We start from the raw sequence: 20,710 nt of genomic DNA, 5'->3' as shown, positions 1-20,710 counted from the left end.
CCAGCAAGCGGGCAGTCCCTGACGAGCTTGTCTTTCCTTCCGCTCATCCTGAAACAAAAAGGGCTGACCTGCAGGTCAGCCCTCCAATTCATTCAACGCCATCAAGCGCCATGCCGGAATTTACGCTGTCAGGATGCGATGATGGAAGCGCAGATGATCTTCCGCAAAGCTCTGGATGAAGTAATACCCGTGGTCGTAACCCTCGTGCCGGCGCAGCGTCAACGGCTGTGAGGCCTCGCGGCAGGCGGCCTCGAAGCGTTCCGGCAGCAGTTGCTCCAGCAGGAATTTGTCGGCCAGGCCCTGGTCGATCAGGATGCCCTGCGGGAAGGGAGCGTAGAGCTTGCGCATCAGTTCGCTGGCGTCATGCTGCTGCCAGCTTTCCTGATCCGGGCCGAGGTAGTTGCCAAAGGCCTTCTGGCCCCAGGGGCAGTGCAGCGGCGCCGCAATCGGCGCAAAGGCCGAGACCGAGCGGTAGAGATCGCGATGACGCAAGGCCAGCGTGAGCGCGCCATGCCCGCCCATGGAATGGCCGAAGATGCCCATGCGCTGCGGGTCGGCCGGGAAATTCTCCAGCACGGCCTGGCGCAGGTCATCCACCACATAGCTCTCCATGCGGTAATGCCGATCCCACGGTGCCTGGGTGGCATCGAGGTAGAAACCCGCCCCTACGCCGAAATCCCAGCTATCGCTTTCACCCGCAAGGCCTGCTCCGCGCGGGCTGGTGTCCGACGTCACCAGGATCATGCCCAGCTCGGCCGCCACGCGTTGCGCACCAGCCTTGATCATGAAGGTTTCTTCGGTACAGGTCAGTCCGGCCAGGTAGAACAGCACCGGCAGCTTGCCGCCGGTACGGGCCTGCGGTGGCACGAAGACCGAGAACCGCATGTCCAGGCCGATGGCCGGAGAGGCATGGCGGTAATAGCCCTGCACGCCGCCGAAACAGCCGTGCTCGGAGAGTTTCTCCAGCATCGCGCTCTCCTCAGAACTCGACCACGGAGCGGATCGATTCACCGCTCTTCATCAGGTCGAAGCCTTCATTGATGCGTTCCAGGGGCAGCTTGTGCGTGATCAGGTCGTCGATGTTGAGCTTGCCTTCCATGTACCAGTCCACGATCTTGGGCACGTCGGTACGACCGCGCGCGCCGCCGAAGGCCGAGCCCTTCCAGACACGGCCGGTCACCAGCTGGAACGGACGGGTGGAGATTTCCTGGCCGGCTGCTGCCACGCCGATGATGATGGACTGACCCCAACCCTTGTGGCAGCACTCCAGCGACTGGCGCATGGTGGTGGTGTTGCCGATGCACTCGAAGCTGTAGTCGGCGCCGCCGTCGGTCATGCCGATGATGGCATCGACCACGTTGGGGACATCCTTGGGATTGATGAAGTCGGTCATGCCGAACTTGCGGGCCATGGCTTCACGCGCCGGGTTCAGGTCCACGCCGATGATCTTGTTGGCGCCGACCATCTTGGCCGCCTGGATCACGTTCAAGCCAATACCGCCCAAGCCGAACACCACCACGTTGGCACCCGCCTCCACCTTGGCGGTGAACAGCACGGCGCCCACACCGGTGGTGACGCCACAGCCGATGTAGCAGACCTTGTCGAAGGGGGCGTCGGAGCGGATCTTGGCCAGGGCTATTTCCGGGACCACGATGTAGTTGGAGAAGGTCGAGGTGCCCATGTAGTGGAACAGGGGCTTGCCGTCCAGCGAGAAGCGGCTGGTGGCGTCGGGCATCAGGCCGCGGCCCTGGGTGGCGCGGATGGCCTGGCACAGGTTGGTTTTCTGCGAAAGGCAGAACTTGCACTCGCGGCATTCCGGGGTGTACAGGGGGATGACGTGGTCGTCCTTCTTGAGCGACTTCACGCCCGGGCCGACGTCGACCACCACGCCCGCGCCTTCATGGCCGAGGATGGCGGGGAAGATGCCCTCCGGGTCGGCGCCGGAGAGGGTGTAGTAGTCGGTATGGCAGATGCCGGTGGCCTTGATCTCGACCAGGACTTCGCCGGCCTTGGGGCCGCCGAGTTCGACTTCCTCGATGGTCAAGGGCTTGCCTGCCTGCCATGCTACCGCGGCTCTTGTCTTCATGGGATGGGTCCTTTTCTTGGTAATGGGAGTAATGCGCCCTGCCCGCCTCCGGCCGGTGGCGAGCAGGCATGTTCAGGTACGGTTGTCCTGGGCGCGGTATTATCGCATTGCAAACGAAAATGCATGCACACGGCGACCAAGGTGAATTTCGATGGATCATCTTAATGCCATAACAAGTGAAAATTTCCGTCTGACATGAAAAACCTGCTGTCGCGTTGCCGACGGCGCGCCACCTTAATGACAAAGCCCTTGGCTTGCGGTAAGGTTGCTACAAAACAAACGATAGCCGGGGACGGCCAAGGCGCCACGGGCGCGATGCGGGTTCAGAACAGCACAACAGTAAAAATAGCAAAACAGCGAAAAGAGCAAAAACAGCAACGGTGGCAATCGGGGCAACAGGCGCAGATGGCCCTTCCAACGACAAGCATCTGCCGGCAATGGTCTGGTAGTAGGCAACATGACAAGGCGCGGATCAGCGCAGCAGTATGGGGGATGGCATACTGTCATCCTGCGTATCTCGCAGTGGGGGCATCCACGTAATTTTGGCGTAAGCAAGAGTCACTATGGTGACCGCCTGCGGCTTGGCGCGGCCCCCTGCACGGGCAGGAGCCATGCGGATTGCGTGAGAGGGCTGTCGAAACGGTCGTCCGGCAGGCGTCGGGCGAATGAGCGCGCAGCGGTCAGCTGCCTAACGACAGGGTGATGTGATATTGCTCACATGGGAAAACAGAACAAATCGCCAGGACGCACGGGTTACACCCTGAAGACCTTGTTGCTCTTCGTCGGCTTCGTCGGGTCCTTCATCGTGGTGCAGACTTGGTGGGAAATCCGCCAGGACCGCCAGTTGACCATCGATGCCGAACGGGCCAGTTCGATGGCGGCCGTGCGCAGCGTGCAGGAGCATGCCGAGCGTGTCTTCGGCGACCTGGACCAGCTGCTGTGGAACACCGCCGAGAACATCCACGCCGCCGGCCCCGACCTGCTGGACGACGACCAGGCCCTGTACCGCCTGCTGTCGGAGATGCAGCAGCGCCTGCCCACGGTGATGGTGCTGCGCTATCTGGACCGCAATGGCAACACCCGCGCCAGTTCGCTGCGTGCTTTCGATACCACCAGCATCCCGGATGATCGCAAGCTGACCTATGTGGACGGCAACCCCACACGCCCTACCCTGTTCGTCGGCCAGCTCATGCGCAGCCGCTACAACCGCGAACTGGTCCTGCCGGTGGCGATGAATCTGTATGACCGCAGCGCGCGTCCGATCGGCCTGCTGGTGGCCGAACTGCGGGCCGCTACCTTCTTCGATTTCTACAAGCGCATCACCAACTTTGAGGCCATCGTCTCGCTGCGGACCGAAAGCGGCTCGATGATGCTGCGGTCGCCCTTTGAAGAGCGCTGGCTCAGCATCAACCTGGCCGACGCCAAGAGCATGGGGCGCATCCGTGCCGGCGCCGAGGAAGGCGCCTTCGAGGAAATCTCCCACCTGACCGGCGAATCGCTGCTGTTCTCCTACAAGCGGCTGGAGAAGTGGTCGCTGGTGGCGGTCTATGCGCGCCGCATGGAAGACGTGCTGGCGCCCTGGCGCAGTCGCACCGAGAACCGCATCCTGCTGACCACCGGCATCCTCGGCTTCATCCTGATCGCGCTGATTTCCTTCCTGGTGTACTACCGCTACCAACGTCGCCTGGACCATGCGCTATCTGCCAGCGAATATCGCTACCGCAAGCTCTACGAGGAGGGCAGCGATCCCATCGTGCTGATTTCATCGGAGCTGCGCTACCTGGACTGCAATGCGGCCGCGCTGCGTTTCTTCGGGGTCCCGGACAAGGAACGCATCATCGGCCGCAAGGTCGGCCTGTTCTCCCGCCAGAAGGCCAGGACCGCCGATCAGCCCGATATCGATGAGCTGGTCGGCCGCGTACTCTCGGGCCAGCCGCAGCAGTTCGAGTGGGTGACCGTGCGCCGTAACAAGATCATCCATACCGACGTCACCCTGAACCGCGCCGAATTCGAACGCGGTTATGCGATCTTCGCCATCCTGCGCGACATCAGTGCCCGCAAGCGCGCCGAACTGCTACAGAGCGAACAGAACCGGGTGCTGCACATGGTCATGGCCGACGAAGACCTGGACGGCATCCTCCACGAGATCGTCGGCTTTGCCGATGCCCAGATTCCCTATGGCGCCAGTTGCGTGATGTTGGTCAATGAACAGGCTTCCCACTTCACCTCGGTGTTGAGCCGCCGCTATCCGCCACGCCTGTTGCGAGCCTTGCAGGGCATGCCGATCCGGCACGGCTGCGGCGTGGGGGCGGAGGCGGCCCTGCGCCGTGGCCCCTGCATCGTGACCGATATCGCGCGGGATCCGGTGACCGAGCATCTGCGGGTGTTGATCGACGTGGAAATCTATCCCTCCTGCGGCGCCTGGCCCATCATCGGCAAGGAGGGCCAGCTGCTGGGCGTGTTCGCGGCACTGCTCAAGGAAAACCAGGCACCCAGCAATGAATACCTGCAACTGGCCAATATCGCGGCCGACCTGGCCAGCGTGGCCATCGAAAGCCGTCGCGCCGACGAACGCATCCGCCACCTGGCGCACTACGATGAACTGACGGGCCTGCCCAATCGCTTCCTGTGCACCCAGCACGTGTCCAATGCCATCACCCACGCCGAACACCGCAATGGCATGGTGGCGGTGCTGCTGATGGACCTGGACCGCTTCAAGAACATCAACGATACCTTCGGCCATGAAGCCGGCGAGGCGGTGCTGCAGGAAATCGCCCAGCGCTTCCGCAACAGCCTGCGCGAACTGGATATCCTCGCGCGCGTGGGCGGCGATGAGTTCATCGTGCTGGTGGATGACTTCGACGATCCGCTGCAACTGGGCGAGATCGCGCAGAAACTGCTTTCCGAGGCGCGCAAGCCCTTCATCATCGATGGCCAGGAGGCCATGCTCTCGGCCAGCATCGGCATCGCCACCTATCCCGGCGATGGCGACAATGCACAGACCCTGATCAAGAATGCCGACATCGCCATGTACCGCGCCAAGCACCACGGCAAGGACGACTATCGCTTCTTCTCCGACGAGGTCAATACCAATACGGTGGAGCGCATTGCGCTGGAGGCCGAGCTGCGCCGGGCCATCGAGCGTGCCGAGTTCGTGGTGCACTACCAGCCCAAGATCAACCTGGCCAGCGGCCACATCGTCGGTGCCGAGGCGCTGGTGCGCTGGCAACACCCGGTGCGCGGCCTGCTGCCGCCGGTGGAGTTCATTCCCTTGGCCGAAGAGACCCGCCTGATCGACCAGATCGGGCTGGTGGTGCTGGATGTGGCCTGCCGCGATATCGGCCTGATGCTGGAGCGCGATCTGGAATGCGGACGTATTTCCATCAACCTCACCGGCAGCCAGTTCGGCGACGAGCACCTGCTGGACGACATCAAGTCGGTGGTGGCGCGGCACGGCACACCACCGGCCTGCCTGGAATTCGAGATCACCGAAAGCATGGTGATGCACAATCGCGACCAGGCCATCGCCATCATGGACGGCATCCGCGCCGAGGGTTTCACCATCTCCATCGATGACTTCGGCACCGGCTATTCGTCGCTGGCCTACCTGAAGCGCTTCCCGGTCAATACGCTGAAGATCGACAAGTCCTTCATCAACGACATCCCCGACGACGCCAACAGCAGCGCCATCGTGCAGGCCATCATTGCCATGAGCCATGCCCTGAACCTGAAGGTGGTGACCGAAGGCGTGGAGACCGAGAAGCAGCTGCAGGCGCTGCGCGAGTTCGGCTCGGACGAATACCAGGGCTATTACTTCAGCAAGCCGGTGCCCTATGCCCAGTTCCTGCAGATGCTGCTGATGCAGCACCAGGTGCAGCGGCAGGCCGCGCAGCCGCTGATCGCCGAGGGCAGCCCACCGTAAGCGGCAGGCCGACCGCTGCCCTGTGCCCTGCCCTTACCGCGCCGTGCGCGCGCTGAGCCGGTCTACCTGGTAGAGCGAAGGGAACAGGCGTATCCACAGCAGCACGATGAGGACCGTGCCGATGCCACCGATCAGTACCGCGGGTACGGCGCCGAACCAGGCGGCGGTCACGCCGGACTCGAATTCACCCAACTGGTTGGAGGTGCCGATGAAGACCGAATTGACGGCCGAGACCCGGCCGCGCATGGCATCCGGAGTTTCCAGCTGGACGAAGGAAGAACGTACCACCACGCTGATCATGTCGGCCGCGCCGAGCACCGCCAGCGCGCCCAGCGACAGCGGGAACCAGCGTGACAGCCCGAAGACGATGGTCGCCAGGCCGAACACCCCCACCGCCATGAACATGGTGCGGCCCACGCGGCCGCCCAGGGGCCATCGCGCCAGCCACAGTGCCACCGCCAGCGCACCGGCGGCGGGCGCCGAGCGCAACAGGCCCAGGCCGACCGTGCCGGTATGCAGGATGTCATTGGCATAGACCGGCAGCAAGGCCGTCGCACCGCCCAGCAGGACCGCGAACATGTCCAGCGAAATGGCACCGAAGATGGCCGGCTTGCTGCGGATGAACGCCAGCCCGGCGAACACCGAAGACAGGCTGGCGCCGGTCGGCTTGGCCGTGGCGGCGGCAGCAGCGGTTGCCGACGCGGGTCGCCGGATCAGCGACAGCAGCAGGCTGCACAGGGCGAACAGGACGCAACTGCTGGCATACACCACGGCCGGTCCGGCCACATAGAGCAGGCCACCCAGCGCCGGTCCGATGATGATGGCGAACTGGGTGGCCGAGGCCGAACCGGCCACCGCGCCCGGCAAGGCCCTGGGCGACATCAGACTGGGCAGCAGGGCCGACATGGTCGGCTTGGAAAACGCGCGGCCGGCACCGATGACGGCGACGATGGCGAAGATCATCTCGCGATTGAGCCAGCCGCCGATGCTGCCCAGGGCCAGCGTGGCCGCGGCCAGGGCTTCCACCAATGCACTGACGCGGGCCACGTTGCGACGGTCGTGGCGATCGGCCACATGGCCTACCACGAATACCAGGAACAGCGAGGGGATGAACTGCACCAGTCCGACGATGCCCAGGTCGAAGGCGCTGTGGGTGAGCTGATAGACCTGCCAGCCCACCGCCACGATCTGCATCTGCAACGCGATGGTGGAAGCCACGCTGGCGCACCAGAACAATTTGAAGGGCGTGTGGCGATACAGGGGCTGCTGCGCGTCGCTGTCCGCGTCGGGCGGCTCGGTGGTGCTGGTGGATGACATGTCTGGATATGGAGTCTGGGCGAATTGGAACCGGCATCGCCCGTGGCGGCCGGCATGACGCTGGCGGTCTTGGCGCCGCTGCGGCCCTGCCCTGCAAGCCAGGACGGGCGCAGATATACTACCCGATCCCGCGCCCGCCGGCAGGAGCAGGCCACGGCCCGCAGCCGACGCAACTACAAGGAGAACCAATATGCAGTACCGCCAACTCGGCCGCACCGATATCAAGGTCAGCCAGATCACGCTGGGCACCATGACCTGGGGCGAACAGAACAGCGAAGCCGAAGCCCATTCGCAACTCGACCTGGCCGTCGAACATGGCATCAACCTGATCGACGTGGCCGAGATGTATCCGGTCCCTCCCAAGCCGGAAACCCAAGGCCTGACCGAGCGCTATCTCGGCACCTGGCTCAAGAAGTCCGGCCAGCGCGACCGTCTGCTCATCGCCACCAAATGCACCGGCCCGGCACGCAAGCCGCACAACCCGCGCCATATCCGCGGCGGCATCAACAACCTGGACCGCAAGGGCTTGACCGAGGCCTTGCATGGCAGCCTGGAACGCCTGCAACTGGATCACGTGGACCTGTACCAGCTGCACTGGCCGGACCGTAGTGTGAACAGCTTCGGCCAGCTCGGCTACCAGCACGTGGACGATGAGAGCACGGTGCCGGTCGAGGAGACGCTCAAGGTCCTGAGCGAATTCGTGAAGGCGGGCAAGATCCGCACCATCGGCCTGTCCAACGAAACCGCCTGGGGCGTGGCGCAATTCCTGCGCGCGGCCGAGCAGCACGGGCTGGAGCGCATAGTCACCATCCAGAATCCCTACAACCTGCTCAACCGCAGTTTCGAGATCAACCTGGCCGAGTTCGCCCATCGCGAGCAGGTCGGTCTGCTGGCCTATTCGCCGCTGGCCTTCGGCATGTTGAGCGGCAAGTATCTTGACGGCGCCCGTCCGGCCGGGGGTCGACTGACGCTGTTCGAGCGCTTTGCGCGCTACACCAATCCGCAAGCCGAACGCGCCACGGCCGAGTACGTCGCCCAGGCCCGCAAGCACGGCCTGGACCCCGCGCAGATGGCCCTGGCCTACGTCAACAGCCGTTCCTTCCTGACCTCCAACATCATTGGCGCCACCACGCTGGAACAGCTGCGCAGCAATATCGACAGCGCCCAGTTGGAGTTGAGCGAGGAAGTGCTGGCGGGGATCGAGGCAATCCATCGCACCCAGCCGAATCCGGCACCCTGATCCTTGCCTGACGGAACCAACAAAAAAACCGGCTACGCCGGTTTTTTTGTGTCATCACATCGCTCAAACGAGCAAGCAATTTTCAGTCGCCGCTACTTTCAGTGGCCACGGCCGCTTGCACCTGCTCCTCGCGGGCGCCGTAGCGCGCCGCCATCACCGCACACACCATCAACTGGATCTGGTGGAACAGCATCACCGGCAGCAGAACCATGCCGATGGCGCCGCTGGAGAACAGCACCTTGGCCATCGGTACGCCCGAGGCCAGGCTCTTCTTGGAGCCGCAGAAGACGATGGTGATCTCGTCTTCCTTGTTGAACCCGAGGCGGCGGCTGCCGAAGGTGGTGATGCCCATGATGATGGCCAGCAGCACGGCATTGATCACCAGCAGCGCCACCAGCATGGACACCGGCACCTGGTGCCACAATCCTTGCACCACGGCTTCGCTGAAGGCCACGTAGACCACCAGCAGAATGGAGCTCTGGTCGACGAACTTGAGCCAGGACTTGTTGCGTTCGATCCAGCGACCGATCCAGGGACGGACGATCTGGCCGGCCACGAAGGGCAGCAATAATTGATAAACGATTTTCAGGATCGAATCGAGCGAGGAATGTCCACCGCCGTCATGCGCCACCACCAGCACGCCCACCAGTAGTGGCGTCAGGAAAATGCCCAGCAGGTTGGAGGCCGAAGCTGCGCAGATGGCCGCAGGCACGTTGCCGCGTGCCACCGAGGTGAAGGCGATCGAAGACTGTACGGTGGAAGGCAGCACACACAGGAACAGCAGGCCCAGGTACAGCTCGGGCGTGATGAACTGCAGCAGCACGGGTTTCAACAACAGGCCGATCAGGGGAAACAGTGCAAAGGTGCAGAGCAATACCGTTACATGCAGCTTCCAGTGGGTGAAGCCGGCCACCACCGCCTCGCGCGAGAGCTTGGCGCCATGCATGAAGAACAGCAGGCCGATCATGAAGGTGGTCAGGCCATCGAAGGCCTCGGCCACCTGGCCGGTACAGGGAAGGAAGGATGCTGTGAGCACGACGGCCAGCAGCATCAGGGTCATGTTGTCGGGCAGGAAGCGGGGACGGGCCATGGCGGTATCGATTCTGTTGTATTGGTATGACCCGCGCCGCAGCGTGGGCAAACCGCCATTTTACGTGAGAGGCGCCGTCCCTTGCAGTACCGCAGGAGGCGATGCGGCTCAGGCCTTGCGCACGAATTCGGTCTTCAGGCCCATGGAGCCGAAGCCGTCGATCTTGCAGTCGATATCGTGGTCGCCCTCGACCAGGCGGATGTTCTTGACCTTGGTCCCCATCTTGACCACACCGCCGCCGCCCTTCAGTTTCAGGTCCTTGATGACGGTGACGGTATCGCCATCCTGCAGCACGTTGCCGGATGCATCGCGCCAGACGCGGGCCTGTTCGGCGGCAGGAGTCGCCTGGGCGCTCCATTCATGGCCGCATTCCGGGCAGACCAGCTGGTTGCCGTCCTCGTAGGTGAATTCGGACTGGCATTGGGGACAGGCTGGCAAGGTACTCATCAAAAACTCCGGCAATTAGCGTTAAAAGGCAGCGATTGTACTGCTTCAACCGCCAACTGCGCCATGATCCTGTTCATCTTCGCCATCGAAACATGAAAAAAACGGCAGATCCGCCTGGGCAGACCTGCCGTCCTTGGTGTTGACTTCGCTGCTGCGTCCCTGCTTACCAGCCCCAGAACATCAGCCACCAGGCGGTATTGACCAGGGCCAGGCCACCGATCAAGGGCAGCATCGCCAGCCATTGCCGGCTCCAGCCGTCGGCGTGGCGCGCGACCACCTTCCAGCACAGCCACAGGCTCCACAAGGTCATGGCAGCCAGCAAGGCAGCGCGCACATCATTGGCCCAATACACCGGCCAATGCTCGGCCCGCAACAGGCTGATGGTGGTCGCCGACAGGCCGATGAAGACGCCGCAACCGGCCAGCGGGATCAGGGCCTGCACCAGGTGGTTGAAGCGGCCCCATTCCCATTTGCCCAACAGCCGTGTGGCCAAAGCAAACATGAGCGCCACTCCGCTGCCCAGTACGAGGCCGGTAGTGAGGATGTAGCCGACCACCATGGCGCCATCCAGCCAGGTGAAGACATCGCTTTGCTGCGGGTAGTTGGTCAGCAGCCACCACGGCGCCTGGGTGCCGAAGGGCCACATGATGTCGCGGTCGATCAGCCAGGTGGCGATGTCCTGCTTGATGGCGATGAACCAGGGACTCACGGTCCAGTGGAAGGCGCCGATGGCGATGCCCAGCAGGCCGTACAGCACCAGCGCGCTTTCCCACAGGTTGTTGTGGGTCTTGCCGAATTGCACCACTTCTACCGCCGGAGGGCGGAAGGTCAGTGCGATGGCATCGCGGTGACCGCTGCAGCGCCCGCACATGTGGCAGTCGGAGGCGCCCTTCATGTTGCGCAGCGGCACCAGCGGTGCACAGTTGATCGGGATGATCTTGTGTTCGGGGTGATAGGACGCGCGCCAGGCCTCTTCATTGACCTTGTAGTGCAGTGGCGCCAGCTTGGCCAGCAGGCCAAAGACGCCATTGACCGGGCACAGGTACTTGCACCAGACGCGCTTGTCGCGGCCGTAGAGATAGCCGACGATCATGGCCCCCACGGTGGAACCGCCTAGCACCAGCAGTACCGCCTTGGGATACTGGTAGACGCTGACCATCTGGCCGTAGACGGTGGTCAGGGCGAACGCCACGAAGGGCCAGCCGCCCCAACGTATCCATTTGGGAATGGCCTTGCCGCGGCCGTGCTTGCTGGCGAATTCGGTGAGTGCACCTTCAGGACAGAGTACGCCACACCACACCCGCCCCATCAACACCATGCTCACCAGCACGAAAGGCCACCAGATGCCCCAGAAGGCGAACTGGGCGATCAGGGTCAAGTTGGACCACAGGTGGGCGGTTTCGTCAGGCAGAGGGAGGAACACCGGGACCAGGATCAGCAGCGCATACACGGCCACCACGATCCATTGCAGGCCTCGGATGAATGCGCCATTGCGGCGCATCCATTCTCCGGTACGCGTGAGCAGAGTCGGCGATTGCGTACAGGTCGTCATCAGGCTTCAGACTGCTTCTTGCCTCTTGCTCTTGGGCTGAGGCTGGGGTTTTCGATAGAGGGCCGAGCATACCACAGCCCAGTAGACCACATAGACGATCACCGACAGCAGCGCCGGACGGGCGCGGTAGCCGGTCAGCGTGGATACCAGGCTGCCCAGGGTGGTGGAGTCATCCAGCAGCATGGAGGTGTCCCACACCGGTGCGGTCAAGGTCATGGTCCAGTTGGCCGAGGCCAGCATGTCCGAGCTTTCCAGGATCACATCGAACAGCTTTTCCACGCCGGTGACCAGCAGACCCGCTGCCAGCAGCAACAGGATGACTTCGGTGACCTGGAAGAAACGGCGCCAGGAGAAGATCTTGCCGCCCAGCTGCAACAGGTAGAAGGTCAGGAAGGCCAACCCGAACCCGATCACGCCGGCCAGCACCAGCGAGGCCGTGCTGGCGTCCTGCTGGCCCAGGCCGATGCCGTACAGGAACACCGCGGTCTCGCTGCCTTCGCGGGCGATGGCCAGCATCACCAGCACGAACACGCCCCACCAGTTGCCACTCTCGTAGCTGGACTGCATGGAGTTTTCCATGTCCTTCTTGAGCGTGCGACCGTGCTTGCGCATCCAGAACACCATCTGCACGATCAGCACCGCCGCGATAAGCACGATGGCGATCTGGAACCAGGTCTGGGCGTCGCCCGAGAGCAGTTCCGAAAAGCCCAGCAGTGCCGCGCCCAGACCGGCTGCCAGCAGCACGCCGGCAGCCACGCCGCCCCACAGATAGGGGATGCCGCGGCGCGCGCTGACGTCACCGTTCTTCAGCCAGGCATACAGAATACCGACCACCAGAAGCGCCTCGACGCTCTCGCGCCAGACGATGAACATGACCTGTCCCATGAACTACCCTTCCCTAGAAACCTGGACTCCCTGCAACACCGCCGCCTACTTGGCGACGATCACGCCCTGCGGCATGTTGAGATGGAAGTCGTCGAAAAACTTGTACTCGCCCGGACGCAAGGGCGCGATCACCACGAAGGATTGCGCGCCGGGGGCCAGCACCTTTTCCTTGCGCAGTTCCACGCTCTCGAACTCGGCGGCGGACTTGCCGATGTTGTGCACCTCGATCTTGATGCGCTGACCGGCCGGCACTTCGATGCGCGGCGGAATCAGCTTGCCGTCCTGCATCTCCAGCTTGAAGGTCGGCAGGTCCGAGGCTTGTGCCTGCACGGCCGCGCCGAACAGGGTCAATGCCAGGAGGGACGAACGGACAATGCTTGCAATCATCGAAACTCCGAAAATCCTGAAAACGATAAAACCGGCGCGCCGCCATGGCAGCAGGCCGGAGTCGATGCACGGGCACCGGGCCAGCGGCCCGTGCTCCACGAGGGCTTAGTAGCCGCCCTTCTTGCCGATGCCGGCGAAGGTGAAGTCATAGGTCAGTTCGAAGGTCTTGAACCACGGACCGACACCGGTTTCCTTGTCCACGTGACGACCGAAGTGCGCGTGCTCGTTGGCCGCAGGCGAGGAGATGGTCAGCTTGAGCTTGTACTTGCCCGGACCTTCCAGCTTGACGTTGTCGCCGTAATGCGGGCCGTCGTTGGCGACCATGGGCATCATGTCGCCCTTGATGGACTTGCTGGAACCGACCTTGGTCAGTTCGTACTTGATGACCAGGTAGGGCATCCAGTCGCCTTCGGCAAAGCCGTTGGGGTTCTTGGCGACGGCCCGGATGTCGGCTTCCAGGTGGATGTCGGATTCCTCGGCCTTGCGCATCATGCCGTCCGGCTCCATCTTCACCGGCTGCAGGTAGACGGCGTTGACTTCGAAGCCGTTCTGGATCTGCGGCTTGCCGATGGGGTATTCAGCGGCCGAGGCTGCTCCGGCGAAGGACATGCTCAGCACAGCGGCGACGGCAAGTTTCTTGAAACCGATCATTGCGTATTCTCCTGGTGGTCAAATGATAATGATTAGCATTAAGTATATCATCGTTTGAGCCAGTCTTGCTTGCTTGCCTCTGCAATTTGCCAATGGGGTACCGAGCAAGGCATGGCAGACGAAGCGCCGGACGAAAAAAAGCCGCCCGAGGTGAATCGGGCGGCACCTGGCCGGCTTGACCGGCCCCGCCACGGGGCCGGAATGAGATTATGTCGTTCAGAACTCTTGCAGTTCCGGCTCCTTCTTGAGACTGGCGGAGGCCGATGCCGCTGCTGGCAGACGCGCCGCCCTGGGGGTCACATCCACGGCGGGCTTGGCCACAGCAGCCGCTGCCACGCCGACGGCCGCCCGCTGTTCCAGCTTGAACACCGCGACCACGCTTTCCAGCTTCTCGGCCTGCCCTTGCAGGGCCTGCGCTGCTGCGGCGGCTTCCTCTACCAGGGCGGCATTCTGCTGGGTGCCCTGATCCATCTGTGAGATAGCCTGGTTGACCTGGGAAATGCCGGTGCTCTGCTCTTCGCTGGCATCAGCGATATCGCCGACGATCTGGGTCACGCGCTGCACGCTGTCGACGATCTCGCTCATGGTGGTACCGGCCCGCTCGACCAGCTTGCTGCCGCTGCCGACCTTGTCCACGGAGTCGTCGATCAATTCCTTGATCTCCTTGGCAGCTGCTGCCGAGCGCTGGGCCAGCGAACGCACTTCCGAGGCGACCACGGCAAAGCCTCGCCCCTGCTCACCGGCACGGGCGGCTTCCACCGCCGCGTTGAGCGCCAGGATGTTGGTCTGGAAGGCAATGCCATCGATCACGGCGATGATGTCGACGATCTTGCGCGAGGAATCATTGATGGAATTCATCGTATCGACCACCTGCCGCACCACGTCGCCGCCTTGCGAAGCGATGTGTGACGCCGATTGCGCCAGTTCGTTGGCCTGACGGGCATTCTGGGTATTCTGCAGCACCACCGAGGTCAGTTGCTCCAGGCTGGACGCACTTTCCTCCAGCGCGGCCGCCTGCTGTTCGGTGCGCGCCGACAGGTCGGCATTGCCGGCGGCGATCTGGCGCGCGGCCACCGTCACCGAATCGGTTGAGCTGCGGGTGGTCGCCACCACATCCACGATGCGCGCCAGCAGCTTGTTGAAGGCGGCGGCGGTGCGGCCGATTTCATCCATGCGCTCCACCGGCACCGGGCGCGACAGGTCCAGGGTCTGGCTGACGTGTTCGAAGGTCTGCTGGATCTTGCCGAGGCTACGGATCACGCTGCGCAGCATCTGGATGCCGAGCACGGCGGTGAGCAATACCGCCACCACGATCACCGCGATCATGCTGCGCCATGCGAAGGCATAGGCCTGATCGCTCTCCTGCTTGACCGCGTCGATCATCTTGCGGCCGATCAGGATGTGGTCGTCGAAGCCCTTCTTGGCGGCCGCCGCCGAGATCGCCAGCGGAGTGCCGGCCTGCAGCGTGGCGCGTACGCCATCCATGTCGTTGGCATAGGCGGCCGCGAAGAACGGCACCAGGGCCTTGCGATAAGCCTCGATGTTGGCCTTGTCGGCCTGGATCAGGGCACGATCCTTGTCGTCGAAGATCAGGTCGCGCTCGTAGTGGGCGAACTCTTCGTCCAGCGCCTTGTTGGCGGCATCCACCGCCTTTTGCAGGGCGCTCTTGTCGGGCAGGTTGGCGAACACGGAAAGGCGATAGCCGGCCAGGCGCGAATCAGCCAGGTAGCCCTTGAGCAGGTTCAGGCTGTCCATGCCCGGGATGATGCGGTTCTGGATCAGCTCCAGCCGCTGCTGGGCACGCTGCAGTTGCCACAGGCCGCCGGCGCCGACGAACAGCAGCGCCAGCAGGGCCGTCGAGAGAGTGATGATGAGGCGCTTGGTAATGGTCATGATTGAAAATCCATCGATGAAAAATGAAATGGCCGGAACGGGCCGGCAGGTCAGGCAGGAAAACCGTGGGACCGGCCCGGCTCAGGCGGCCAGCGAGGTGGCCGGGCTCGGGGCGTCGAGCAGGTCGTGATGCTGGTGACAGAAGTCCAGCCCGGCGCGATAGCCGACGTCGAACAGCAGCTGCATGTTGGAACTGGACCAGTCCAAGACCTGCGGCCAATGCTGTGACGGTACGCCCCCCATCAGATCGACCTTGAGCACCTGCCGTCGCGCGGCACCGGTAAGCGGATCGCGGTTGTGCTCCAGTTCGAACAGGCGCTGCTCGGTCTTGGAGATCTTGACCAGCGGCGTGATGATGGAACGCACCCAGGCGTCGTAGAGATTGCGCGGCTTCCTGATCAGGCGGTCTTCGCCCAGGATGTCCAGCACCACCAGGGTATCGACCTCGCCGGCCGGTGCCACGCCAGTCTCGGGGTCGGTGATGAAGGGGGTGAAATTGAGCGTATCCAGTGCCGCGCCCTCGATGTAGTTTTCGCCGTCGATTTCGGTAGGCGCATACAGGAAGGGGAAGGACAGCGAAGCCCGGACATGGGCCGGGGTGATCTGGTCCTTGCCCCATATCTGCATGTGGTGGCGGTCGATATTGTAGGCGTTGATGAAGAACTCCGGCCTCATCGCCGCGACCGCACTGAAATCGATGGACTGTTCCAGGAACGGCAGATGGGCGCACAGACCCAGGCTGCCCGAATGCAGGTCCGAGGGTGACATGGCCGACATCAGCAGATGCATCCAGTCGTTCCACTTGGCCGAGGCGGCGGCGAAATGCTGCGTCAGCAGTTCGGCGAATGGGCTGGCGGCCAGGCCCGGCATGGGCGGAAAGTGGTTCAGCATCGACTCGCGATAGCTTTCGGCCTGGGCCCCGGGCTTCTTGAAGACCTTGTAGTTGACCGGAAACAGCTTGTAGATGCTGTCGGCCACCCCGACCTCGGCCCATTGCAGCAAGGCCTGGCGTGGCGTGGCATCGCGCGGCGCAGTCGCCAGCAGGCCCATGAGCACACCGGCACCGGAGGCGGAAATCACGTCAAACTCCACCCCCTGGTCGAGAAATGCCGCCAGCGCGCCGGCAATCAATGTCGAATTGGGCGCCCCACCCCCGATGACCAGCGCTTTCCTGCTTCGTCCTGGTGAAACTTTCATCGCACCCCCTGTTGTATTGGCGTTTTTGTGCAATGCACCGGAAGCACCGAACTGCCGCCACCCCTGATCGCGACCGCGTAACTATGAGCGTAACTTTTGTAGACATTCCGGTCGCACGTCGCGAATATAGCTTAACGGCAACGGCGTGATGCTGCACTGCGGGATTTTATTCCCGCATATCTGGCATTCAGAAATTTAATGAGGCAGGCAGGCAGTGGACGTGCGGCGCGTAATCGGCCGGGAGGCGATGAAGGGTGGCCTTTTGTCATTTTGGCGTAAGCAAACTGGGCTAACGCGAGCCAGAACCTGCGCGCGGCGCTGGCAGTCTCCTGCGCCAGGCCGTGGCGAAGCGGAACCGAAGCGGAGCCGGCCACGCCGGGCCTGCACGTGAGCAAACAGCAATGGATTTCTGTAACTTGCTATGTCAAACTTGCCGGACACAAAAGTGCCGTATCCAAAAAAACCAGGTTCCGCTTCTCTCATACGCATGTCCCGCCCCAGCATATTGATGGTCGATCCCAGTCCGGAGTCGGTGGAACTGGCGCGCTTCAGCCTTTGGCGCAGCAAGCTCGATTGCGCCTTCGGCTGGTTCGAGGATGCCGAGCACACCATGGAATCGCTGCTGAGCGAACAGGCGCAACGCCAGCCGGAAACCCTGCCCTTCCTGATCCTGCTGGAACCACGCCTGCCGCGCATGGAGGGGCTGGAACTGCTGCAGCTGCTGAGATCGCATCCGCATACCCAGGCCCTGCCGATCATCATGTTCGCCACTTCTTACGATGAAAACGATGCCGTCCGCTCACGCGCGGCGGGCGCCAACGATTACCTGGTGAAACCGGTCGATGCCCGCGAATTCATGCAGCTGGTAAGCCAGACCGTGACACGCTGGCTGCCCGCCGACAGCGCTGCCTGAGGCGAGGCTGGACGGGAAGTAAAACCGGGAGCTGGTCCGGCGCAGCCTACGGGCGCAGAAAAGACAAAAGGGTCCATCTTGCGATGGACCCTTCATATCTGGTGCGGCTGGCAGGAATCGAACCCACGACCCCTTGGTTCGTAGCCAAGTACTCTATCCAGCTGAGCTACAGCCGCGAAAAACAAAATTATAGCCGCAAGTCCCTGGCTTTGGGAAGCCCCTTGGCCAAAATTTCGTGCCTCCTCGGAAAACAACCGGTAACCGTTGGCAATTCCGGGCGGCACACCCCAGGTGACCGCAAGCCGGCCGGCGGCTATGATGGCATTCCCATCCACCCCGCCCTGCCCCATGCCCGACCAAGCCGACCTGGACCTGAACCGACAACAACGCATCCGCGAAGAAGAACGCGCCCGCATCGCCCGCGACCTGCATGACGAACTCGGTGCGCAACTGGTCGGCATCGGCATGGCACTGGGCCAGCTGCGCGAACGACTGGCCGGCGCGGAGCCCGGCAGCCCTGCGCTGCGGCAGGCCGACTATGCCCACCAGTTGCTGCAGCAGGCGCAGCAGAGCATGGAGCAGATCATCGACGACCTGCACCCTCCCATCGTCGAGTTCGGCCTGGTCGACGCCCTTTCCTGGCAGTGCCGTCAGGTGACGCGGCAGAGTGGCTTGCCGTGCAGCCTGCAAAGCCCGTCGACACTGCAGCTGGCCGATGAATTCCTGGTGCTGGGGCTGTTGCGCATAGCGCGGGAAGCGCTCAGCAATGCGGTGCGCCATGCCAAGGCCAGCCAGATCCGGGTAGAACTGGCACTGGCCGAGGGCGTGCTGGACCTGTCCATCAGTGACAATGGACAGGGCTTCGACACCGCGCTGGCGGCCACACATGGCCACGGCCTGCGCAATATGCGCCAGCGCGCACAGGCGCTCGGCGGCAATCTGACGCTGCAGCGCGGCACCGACGGCGGCAGCGTGATCCTGGTCAGGGTGCCTGTCGCTCCCTGAGCGAACGCTATAGAATACGGCCTCGCGCAGCCCACCGGCTGAAGCCGCCCGTCGCACGTCCAGAAGAGTCACGCATTCCGCCCATGAGCAAGAAAGCCACTGCCGCCATCAAGGTCCTGATCGCCGACGACCACGCCATCGTGCGCGAAGGTCTGCGCCAGATCTGTGCCGGCAGCAAGGACATCGTCGTGGCCGGCCATGCGGCCAACGGGCTGGAAGCGATCAAGCTGGCGCGCGAGGGCAATGGCGATGTCCTGCTGCTGGATATCGTCCTGCCCGACCGCAATGGCATCGACATCCTCAAGCAGATCCGCAAGGAACAGCCCGAGCTGCCAATCCTGATCCTGTCCATCCATCGCGAGGACCAGTACGCCATCCGCGCCCTCAAGGCCGGCGCCGCCGGCTTCCTCAACAAGCAGGCGGCGCCGGCCGAACTGCTGGCGGCCATCCGCCAGGCTGCTTCCGGGCGCAAATACGTCAGCCCCTCGCTGGCGCAGGAACTGGCCACCCAGATCGGCTTCGACCATGACACGCCCTTGCACGAGACCCTGTCCGACCGCGAGTACCAGACCATGGTCATGATCGCCTCCGGCAAAACCGTCAGCGATATCGCCGCCGAGCTGCTGCTCTCGGTCAAGACCATCAGCATGTATCGCTCGCGGGTACTGGCCAAGATGAAGATGCGCCACAACGCCGAGCTGACCCATTACGCCCTCAAGAACAACCTGGTGGAATAAAAGAGACAGCCAGGCCCGCTTTGGCTGATGCGGGCCTTTTCTCCCCCTATTAAACGCATCCCCGGCGATAGCGCTGACGTACAATTAGTTGTCATTTTGTCCCTCTGCTGCAGGAGGCTGACAACAGACAGTCGACAGCGGGGAACCTGTCGGCGTCTGCGGGTGATCCGTCGGTCCGACGCGGCATTCAAGCAATGCCCGGGTGCGCCGATACCGTAAGGAACTTCCTGTCGCAAACCGACATACACACCAACAATATAGTCAGCCGGCATGACCAAGAAACCGACCACGCTCACGCCTGTCGAGATCGCCCGAGAAGCTTTCCAGAGACTGGGGGCGCGGCGCATCGCGCCCACTCCCGACGCATACCGCATCGCCTACGAGGAGATCCAGGGCGATGCGCCGGGCGTCTCGCCGGAGGCCGTGCTCGGCAATTTCGCCACCAAGCTGTCCCGCCAGCCGGGAGAGAACGGCCTGCTCGGCACGCGCCTGGTACGCGCCCGCGAAAACGGCGACTGGAGCGAATTCGAGCGCCAGCTCATCGAGTTCGCCGATGCCAACTGGCAAAGCCGCCCCATCGTCCCGGCCGCGCCGGTAGTCCCGCACGGCGAACTGGTGCCCATCGACCTGGAACGCCAGTTCATCCGCGACAGCAAAAAGGAGAAGATGCTGCGCGAAATGCTGGCACGGGTGCTGGTATTCAACCTGCCCTCGCTGCTCTCGACCGCGCCTGAGCTGGCCAACGAATCACGCGACAGCGGCCAGGATCTCAAGACCGCCTTTTCGGAACAGGCGATGAACGACATCATCGCCCGCGTCAAGCAACTGAGCTTCCAGATCGAACTCAAGACCGACGACATGGCGCAGCAGCAGGATCTGCTGATGCGCCTGTTCCAGTTGCTGCTGGAAAACATCAACGGCCTGCTGGAACAGGGCTCCTGGCTGTCCAGCCAGATCGAGACGGTGCAAAGCCTGATTGCCGGGCCGCTCAGCAGCACCTCGCTGGCCGACGCCACCAAGAACCTCAAGGAAGTGATCTACAAGCAGGGCCTGCTGAAGAACACCCTGTCCGAGGAAAAGGTGGTGGTCAAGAACATGATGCTGACCTTTGTGGATCGGCTCTCGGCGATGGTCTCCACCACCGACAACTACCAGCGCACCATTCGTGGCTTCTCGCAGCAGATCAGTCAGGCCGGCAATATCGCCGACCTCAACAGCGTGCTCAGCGAGATCATGAGCGAAACCCAGAAGGCGCAGGAAGAAGCGACCCGTTCGCGCGACGCCATGGAAGATGCGCGCCAGGAAGTGGAAAAGGCCGAAGATCGCATCCACACCCTGGAGCAGCAGTTGCAGCAGATGGGCGAACTGGTGCGCGAGGACCAGCTGAC

17 protein-coding genes and 1 tRNA gene are annotated in these 20,710 nt (G+C 63.0%); 6 read left to right on the top strand and 12 right to left on the bottom strand.

Annotated features, from left to right (window positions below; translation table 11 throughout):
- Positions 1 to 120: 120 nt before the first annotated feature.
- Together fghA and VE092_RS15060 are read right to left on the bottom strand one after the other, a co-directional pair.
- A complete protein-coding gene (fghA, locus tag VE092_RS15065) occupies positions 121 to 969 on the bottom strand; it encodes an S-formylglutathione hydrolase (protein ID WP_324878070.1) in 849 nt (282 codons plus the stop codon).
- Positions 970 to 979: 10 nt separating this feature from the next.
- The gene (locus tag VE092_RS15060) at positions 980 to 2,086 is read right to left on the bottom strand and encodes an S-(hydroxymethyl)glutathione dehydrogenase/class III alcohol dehydrogenase (protein WP_013234687.1); all 1,107 of its coding nucleotides are present in this window, start codon (positions 2,084 to 2,086) and stop codon (positions 980 to 982) included.
- A gap of 718 nt (positions 2,087 to 2,804) precedes the next feature.
- Between VE092_RS15060 and VE092_RS15055 the strand changes: the two genes are divergently transcribed.
- Positions 2,805 to 6,008, top strand: coding sequence for an EAL domain-containing protein (locus tag VE092_RS15055; protein ID WP_324878067.1), 3,204 nt, complete (start codon positions 2,805 to 2,807; stop codon positions 6,006 to 6,008).
- A 33-nt stretch (positions 6,009 to 6,041) separates the two neighbouring features.
- On the opposite strand, the gene VE092_RS15050 is transcribed toward VE092_RS15055, so the two are convergent.
- Entirely contained in the window at positions 6,042 to 7,325 is a 1,284-nt protein-coding gene (locus VE092_RS15050; protein WP_324878065.1) for an MFS transporter, read from the bottom strand.
- A gap of 190 nt (positions 7,326 to 7,515) precedes the next feature.
- On the opposite strand from VE092_RS15050, the gene VE092_RS15045 reads away from it, so the two are divergent.
- Positions 7,516 to 8,565: an NADP(H)-dependent aldo-keto reductase gene (locus tag VE092_RS15045; RefSeq protein WP_324878063.1), complete on the top strand. Its 1,050-nt coding sequence runs from the start codon at positions 7,516 to 7,518 to the stop codon at positions 8,563 to 8,565.
- Positions 8,566 to 8,647: 82 nt separating this feature from the next.
- Here the strand turns inward: VE092_RS15045 and VE092_RS15040 are convergent, their stop codons facing one another.
- From VE092_RS15040 to VE092_RS15005, 8 genes are all read right to left on the bottom strand, one after another.
- On the bottom strand, positions 8,648 to 9,655 hold the full coding sequence (locus tag VE092_RS15040; protein WP_324878060.1) for a bile acid:sodium symporter family protein: 1,008 nt from the start codon (positions 9,653 to 9,655) through the stop codon (positions 8,648 to 8,650).
- A 108-nt stretch (positions 9,656 to 9,763) separates the two neighbouring features.
- Complete coding sequence (locus VE092_RS15035; RefSeq protein WP_006463997.1) at positions 9,764 to 10,102, bottom strand: zinc ribbon domain-containing protein YjdM; 339 nt, start codon at positions 10,100 to 10,102, stop codon at positions 9,764 to 9,766.
- Between the two features lie 163 nt (positions 10,103 to 10,265).
- On the bottom strand, positions 10,266 to 11,603 hold the full coding sequence (locus VE092_RS15030; protein ID WP_324878271.1) for a 4Fe-4S binding protein: 1,338 nt from the start codon (positions 11,601 to 11,603) through the stop codon (positions 10,266 to 10,268).
- Between the two features lie 57 nt (positions 11,604 to 11,660).
- Positions 11,661 to 12,539: an FTR1 family iron permease gene (locus VE092_RS15025; RefSeq protein ID WP_324878058.1), complete on the bottom strand. Its 879-nt coding sequence runs from the start codon at positions 12,537 to 12,539 to the stop codon at positions 11,661 to 11,663.
- Between the two features lie 45 nt (positions 12,540 to 12,584).
- A complete protein-coding gene (locus VE092_RS15020; RefSeq protein ID WP_006464000.1) occupies positions 12,585 to 12,926 on the bottom strand; it encodes a cupredoxin domain-containing protein in 342 nt (113 codons plus the stop codon).
- Positions 12,927 to 13,031: 105 nt separating this feature from the next.
- Positions 13,032 to 13,577 carry an iron transporter gene (locus VE092_RS15015; RefSeq protein ID WP_324878056.1) on the bottom strand — a complete coding sequence of 182 codons (546 nt, stop codon included), beginning with the start codon at positions 13,575 to 13,577 and terminating at the stop codon, positions 13,032 to 13,034.
- 216 nt (positions 13,578 to 13,793) lie between these two features.
- Positions 13,794 to 15,470 (bottom strand): methyl-accepting chemotaxis protein, encoded by a 1,677-nt coding sequence (locus VE092_RS15010; protein WP_324878054.1) that lies wholly within the window; start codon positions 15,468 to 15,470, stop codon positions 13,794 to 13,796.
- A gap of 81 nt (positions 15,471 to 15,551) precedes the next feature.
- Positions 15,552 to 16,667, bottom strand: coding sequence for a patatin-like phospholipase family protein (locus VE092_RS15005; RefSeq protein WP_324878052.1), 1,116 nt, complete (start codon positions 16,665 to 16,667; stop codon positions 15,552 to 15,554).
- A 508-nt stretch (positions 16,668 to 17,175) separates the two neighbouring features.
- Here VE092_RS15005 and VE092_RS15000 point away from each other — a divergent pair.
- Positions 17,176 to 17,580, top strand: a complete 405-nt coding sequence (locus tag VE092_RS15000; RefSeq protein WP_324878050.1) for a response regulator — start codon at positions 17,176 to 17,178, stop codon at positions 17,578 to 17,580.
- A gap of 99 nt (positions 17,581 to 17,679) precedes the next feature.
- Here VE092_RS15000 and VE092_RS14995 read toward each other — a convergent pair.
- A tRNA-Arg gene (locus tag VE092_RS14995) sits at positions 17,680 to 17,756 on the bottom strand.
- A gap of 172 nt (positions 17,757 to 17,928) precedes the next feature.
- Here VE092_RS14995 and VE092_RS14990 point away from each other — a divergent pair.
- The 3 genes from VE092_RS14990 to VE092_RS14980 form a co-directional block, all read left to right on the top strand.
- Positions 17,929 to 18,585 carry a sensor histidine kinase gene (locus VE092_RS14990; RefSeq protein WP_324878048.1) on the top strand — a complete coding sequence of 219 codons (657 nt, stop codon included), beginning with the start codon at positions 17,929 to 17,931 and terminating at the stop codon, positions 18,583 to 18,585.
- 83 nt (positions 18,586 to 18,668) lie between these two features.
- Positions 18,669 to 19,322 (top strand): response regulator transcription factor, encoded by a 654-nt coding sequence (locus VE092_RS14985; protein WP_324878046.1) that lies wholly within the window; start codon positions 18,669 to 18,671, stop codon positions 19,320 to 19,322.
- Between the two features lie 270 nt (positions 19,323 to 19,592).
- On the top strand, positions 19,593 to 20,710 hold a 1,118-nt coding region (locus VE092_RS14980; RefSeq protein ID WP_324878044.1), incomplete at its 3' end, for a GGDEF domain-containing protein.

Source organism: Herbaspirillum sp., from assembly GCF_035644555.1.
In the GTDB taxonomy this organism is placed as follows: Bacteria; Pseudomonadota; Gammaproteobacteria; order Burkholderiales; family Burkholderiaceae_D; genus Herbaspirillum.
This window is presented reverse-complemented; position numbering and strand designations above follow the sequence as displayed.

Coding starts and splice junctions, on each gene's coding strand:
- fghA (WP_324878070.1), bottom strand. CDS start 969: ATGCTGGAGAAACTCTCCGAGCACGGCTGTTTCGGCGGCGTGCAGGGC.
- VE092_RS15060 (WP_013234687.1), bottom strand. CDS start 2,086: ATGAAGACAAGAGCCGCGGTAGCATGGCAGGCAGGCAAGCCCTTGACC.
- VE092_RS15055 (WP_324878067.1), top strand. CDS start 2,805: ATGGGAAAACAGAACAAATCGCCAGGACGCACGGGTTACACCCTGAAG.
- VE092_RS15050 (WP_324878065.1), bottom strand. CDS start 7,325: ATGTCATCCACCAGCACCACCGAGCCGCCCGACGCGGACAGCGACGCG.
- VE092_RS15045 (WP_324878063.1), top strand. CDS start 7,516: ATGCAGTACCGCCAACTCGGCCGCACCGATATCAAGGTCAGCCAGATC.
- VE092_RS15040 (WP_324878060.1), bottom strand. CDS start 9,655: ATGGCCCGTCCCCGCTTCCTGCCCGACAACATGACCCTGATGCTGCTG.
- VE092_RS15035 (WP_006463997.1), bottom strand. CDS start 10,102: ATGAGTACCTTGCCAGCCTGTCCCCAATGCCAGTCCGAATTCACCTAC.
- VE092_RS15030 (WP_324878271.1), bottom strand. CDS start 11,603: ATGCGCCGCAATGGCGCATTCATCCGAGGCCTGCAATGGATCGTGGTG.
- VE092_RS15025 (WP_324878058.1), bottom strand. CDS start 12,539: ATGGGACAGGTCATGTTCATCGTCTGGCGCGAGAGCGTCGAGGCGCTT.
- VE092_RS15020 (WP_006464000.1), bottom strand. CDS start 12,926: ATGATTGCAAGCATTGTCCGTTCGTCCCTCCTGGCATTGACCCTGTTC.
- VE092_RS15015 (WP_324878056.1), bottom strand. CDS start 13,577: ATGATCGGTTTCAAGAAACTTGCCGTCGCCGCTGTGCTGAGCATGTCC.
- VE092_RS15010 (WP_324878054.1), bottom strand. CDS start 15,470: ATGACCATTACCAAGCGCCTCATCATCACTCTCTCGACGGCCCTGCTG.
- VE092_RS15005 (WP_324878052.1), bottom strand. CDS start 16,667: ATGAAAGTTTCACCAGGACGAAGCAGGAAAGCGCTGGTCATCGGGGGT.
- VE092_RS15000 (WP_324878050.1), top strand. CDS start 17,176: ATGGTCGATCCCAGTCCGGAGTCGGTGGAACTGGCGCGCTTCAGCCTT.
- VE092_RS14990 (WP_324878048.1), top strand. CDS start 17,929: ATGCCCGACCAAGCCGACCTGGACCTGAACCGACAACAACGCATCCGC.
- VE092_RS14985 (WP_324878046.1), top strand. CDS start 18,669: ATGAGCAAGAAAGCCACTGCCGCCATCAAGGTCCTGATCGCCGACGAC.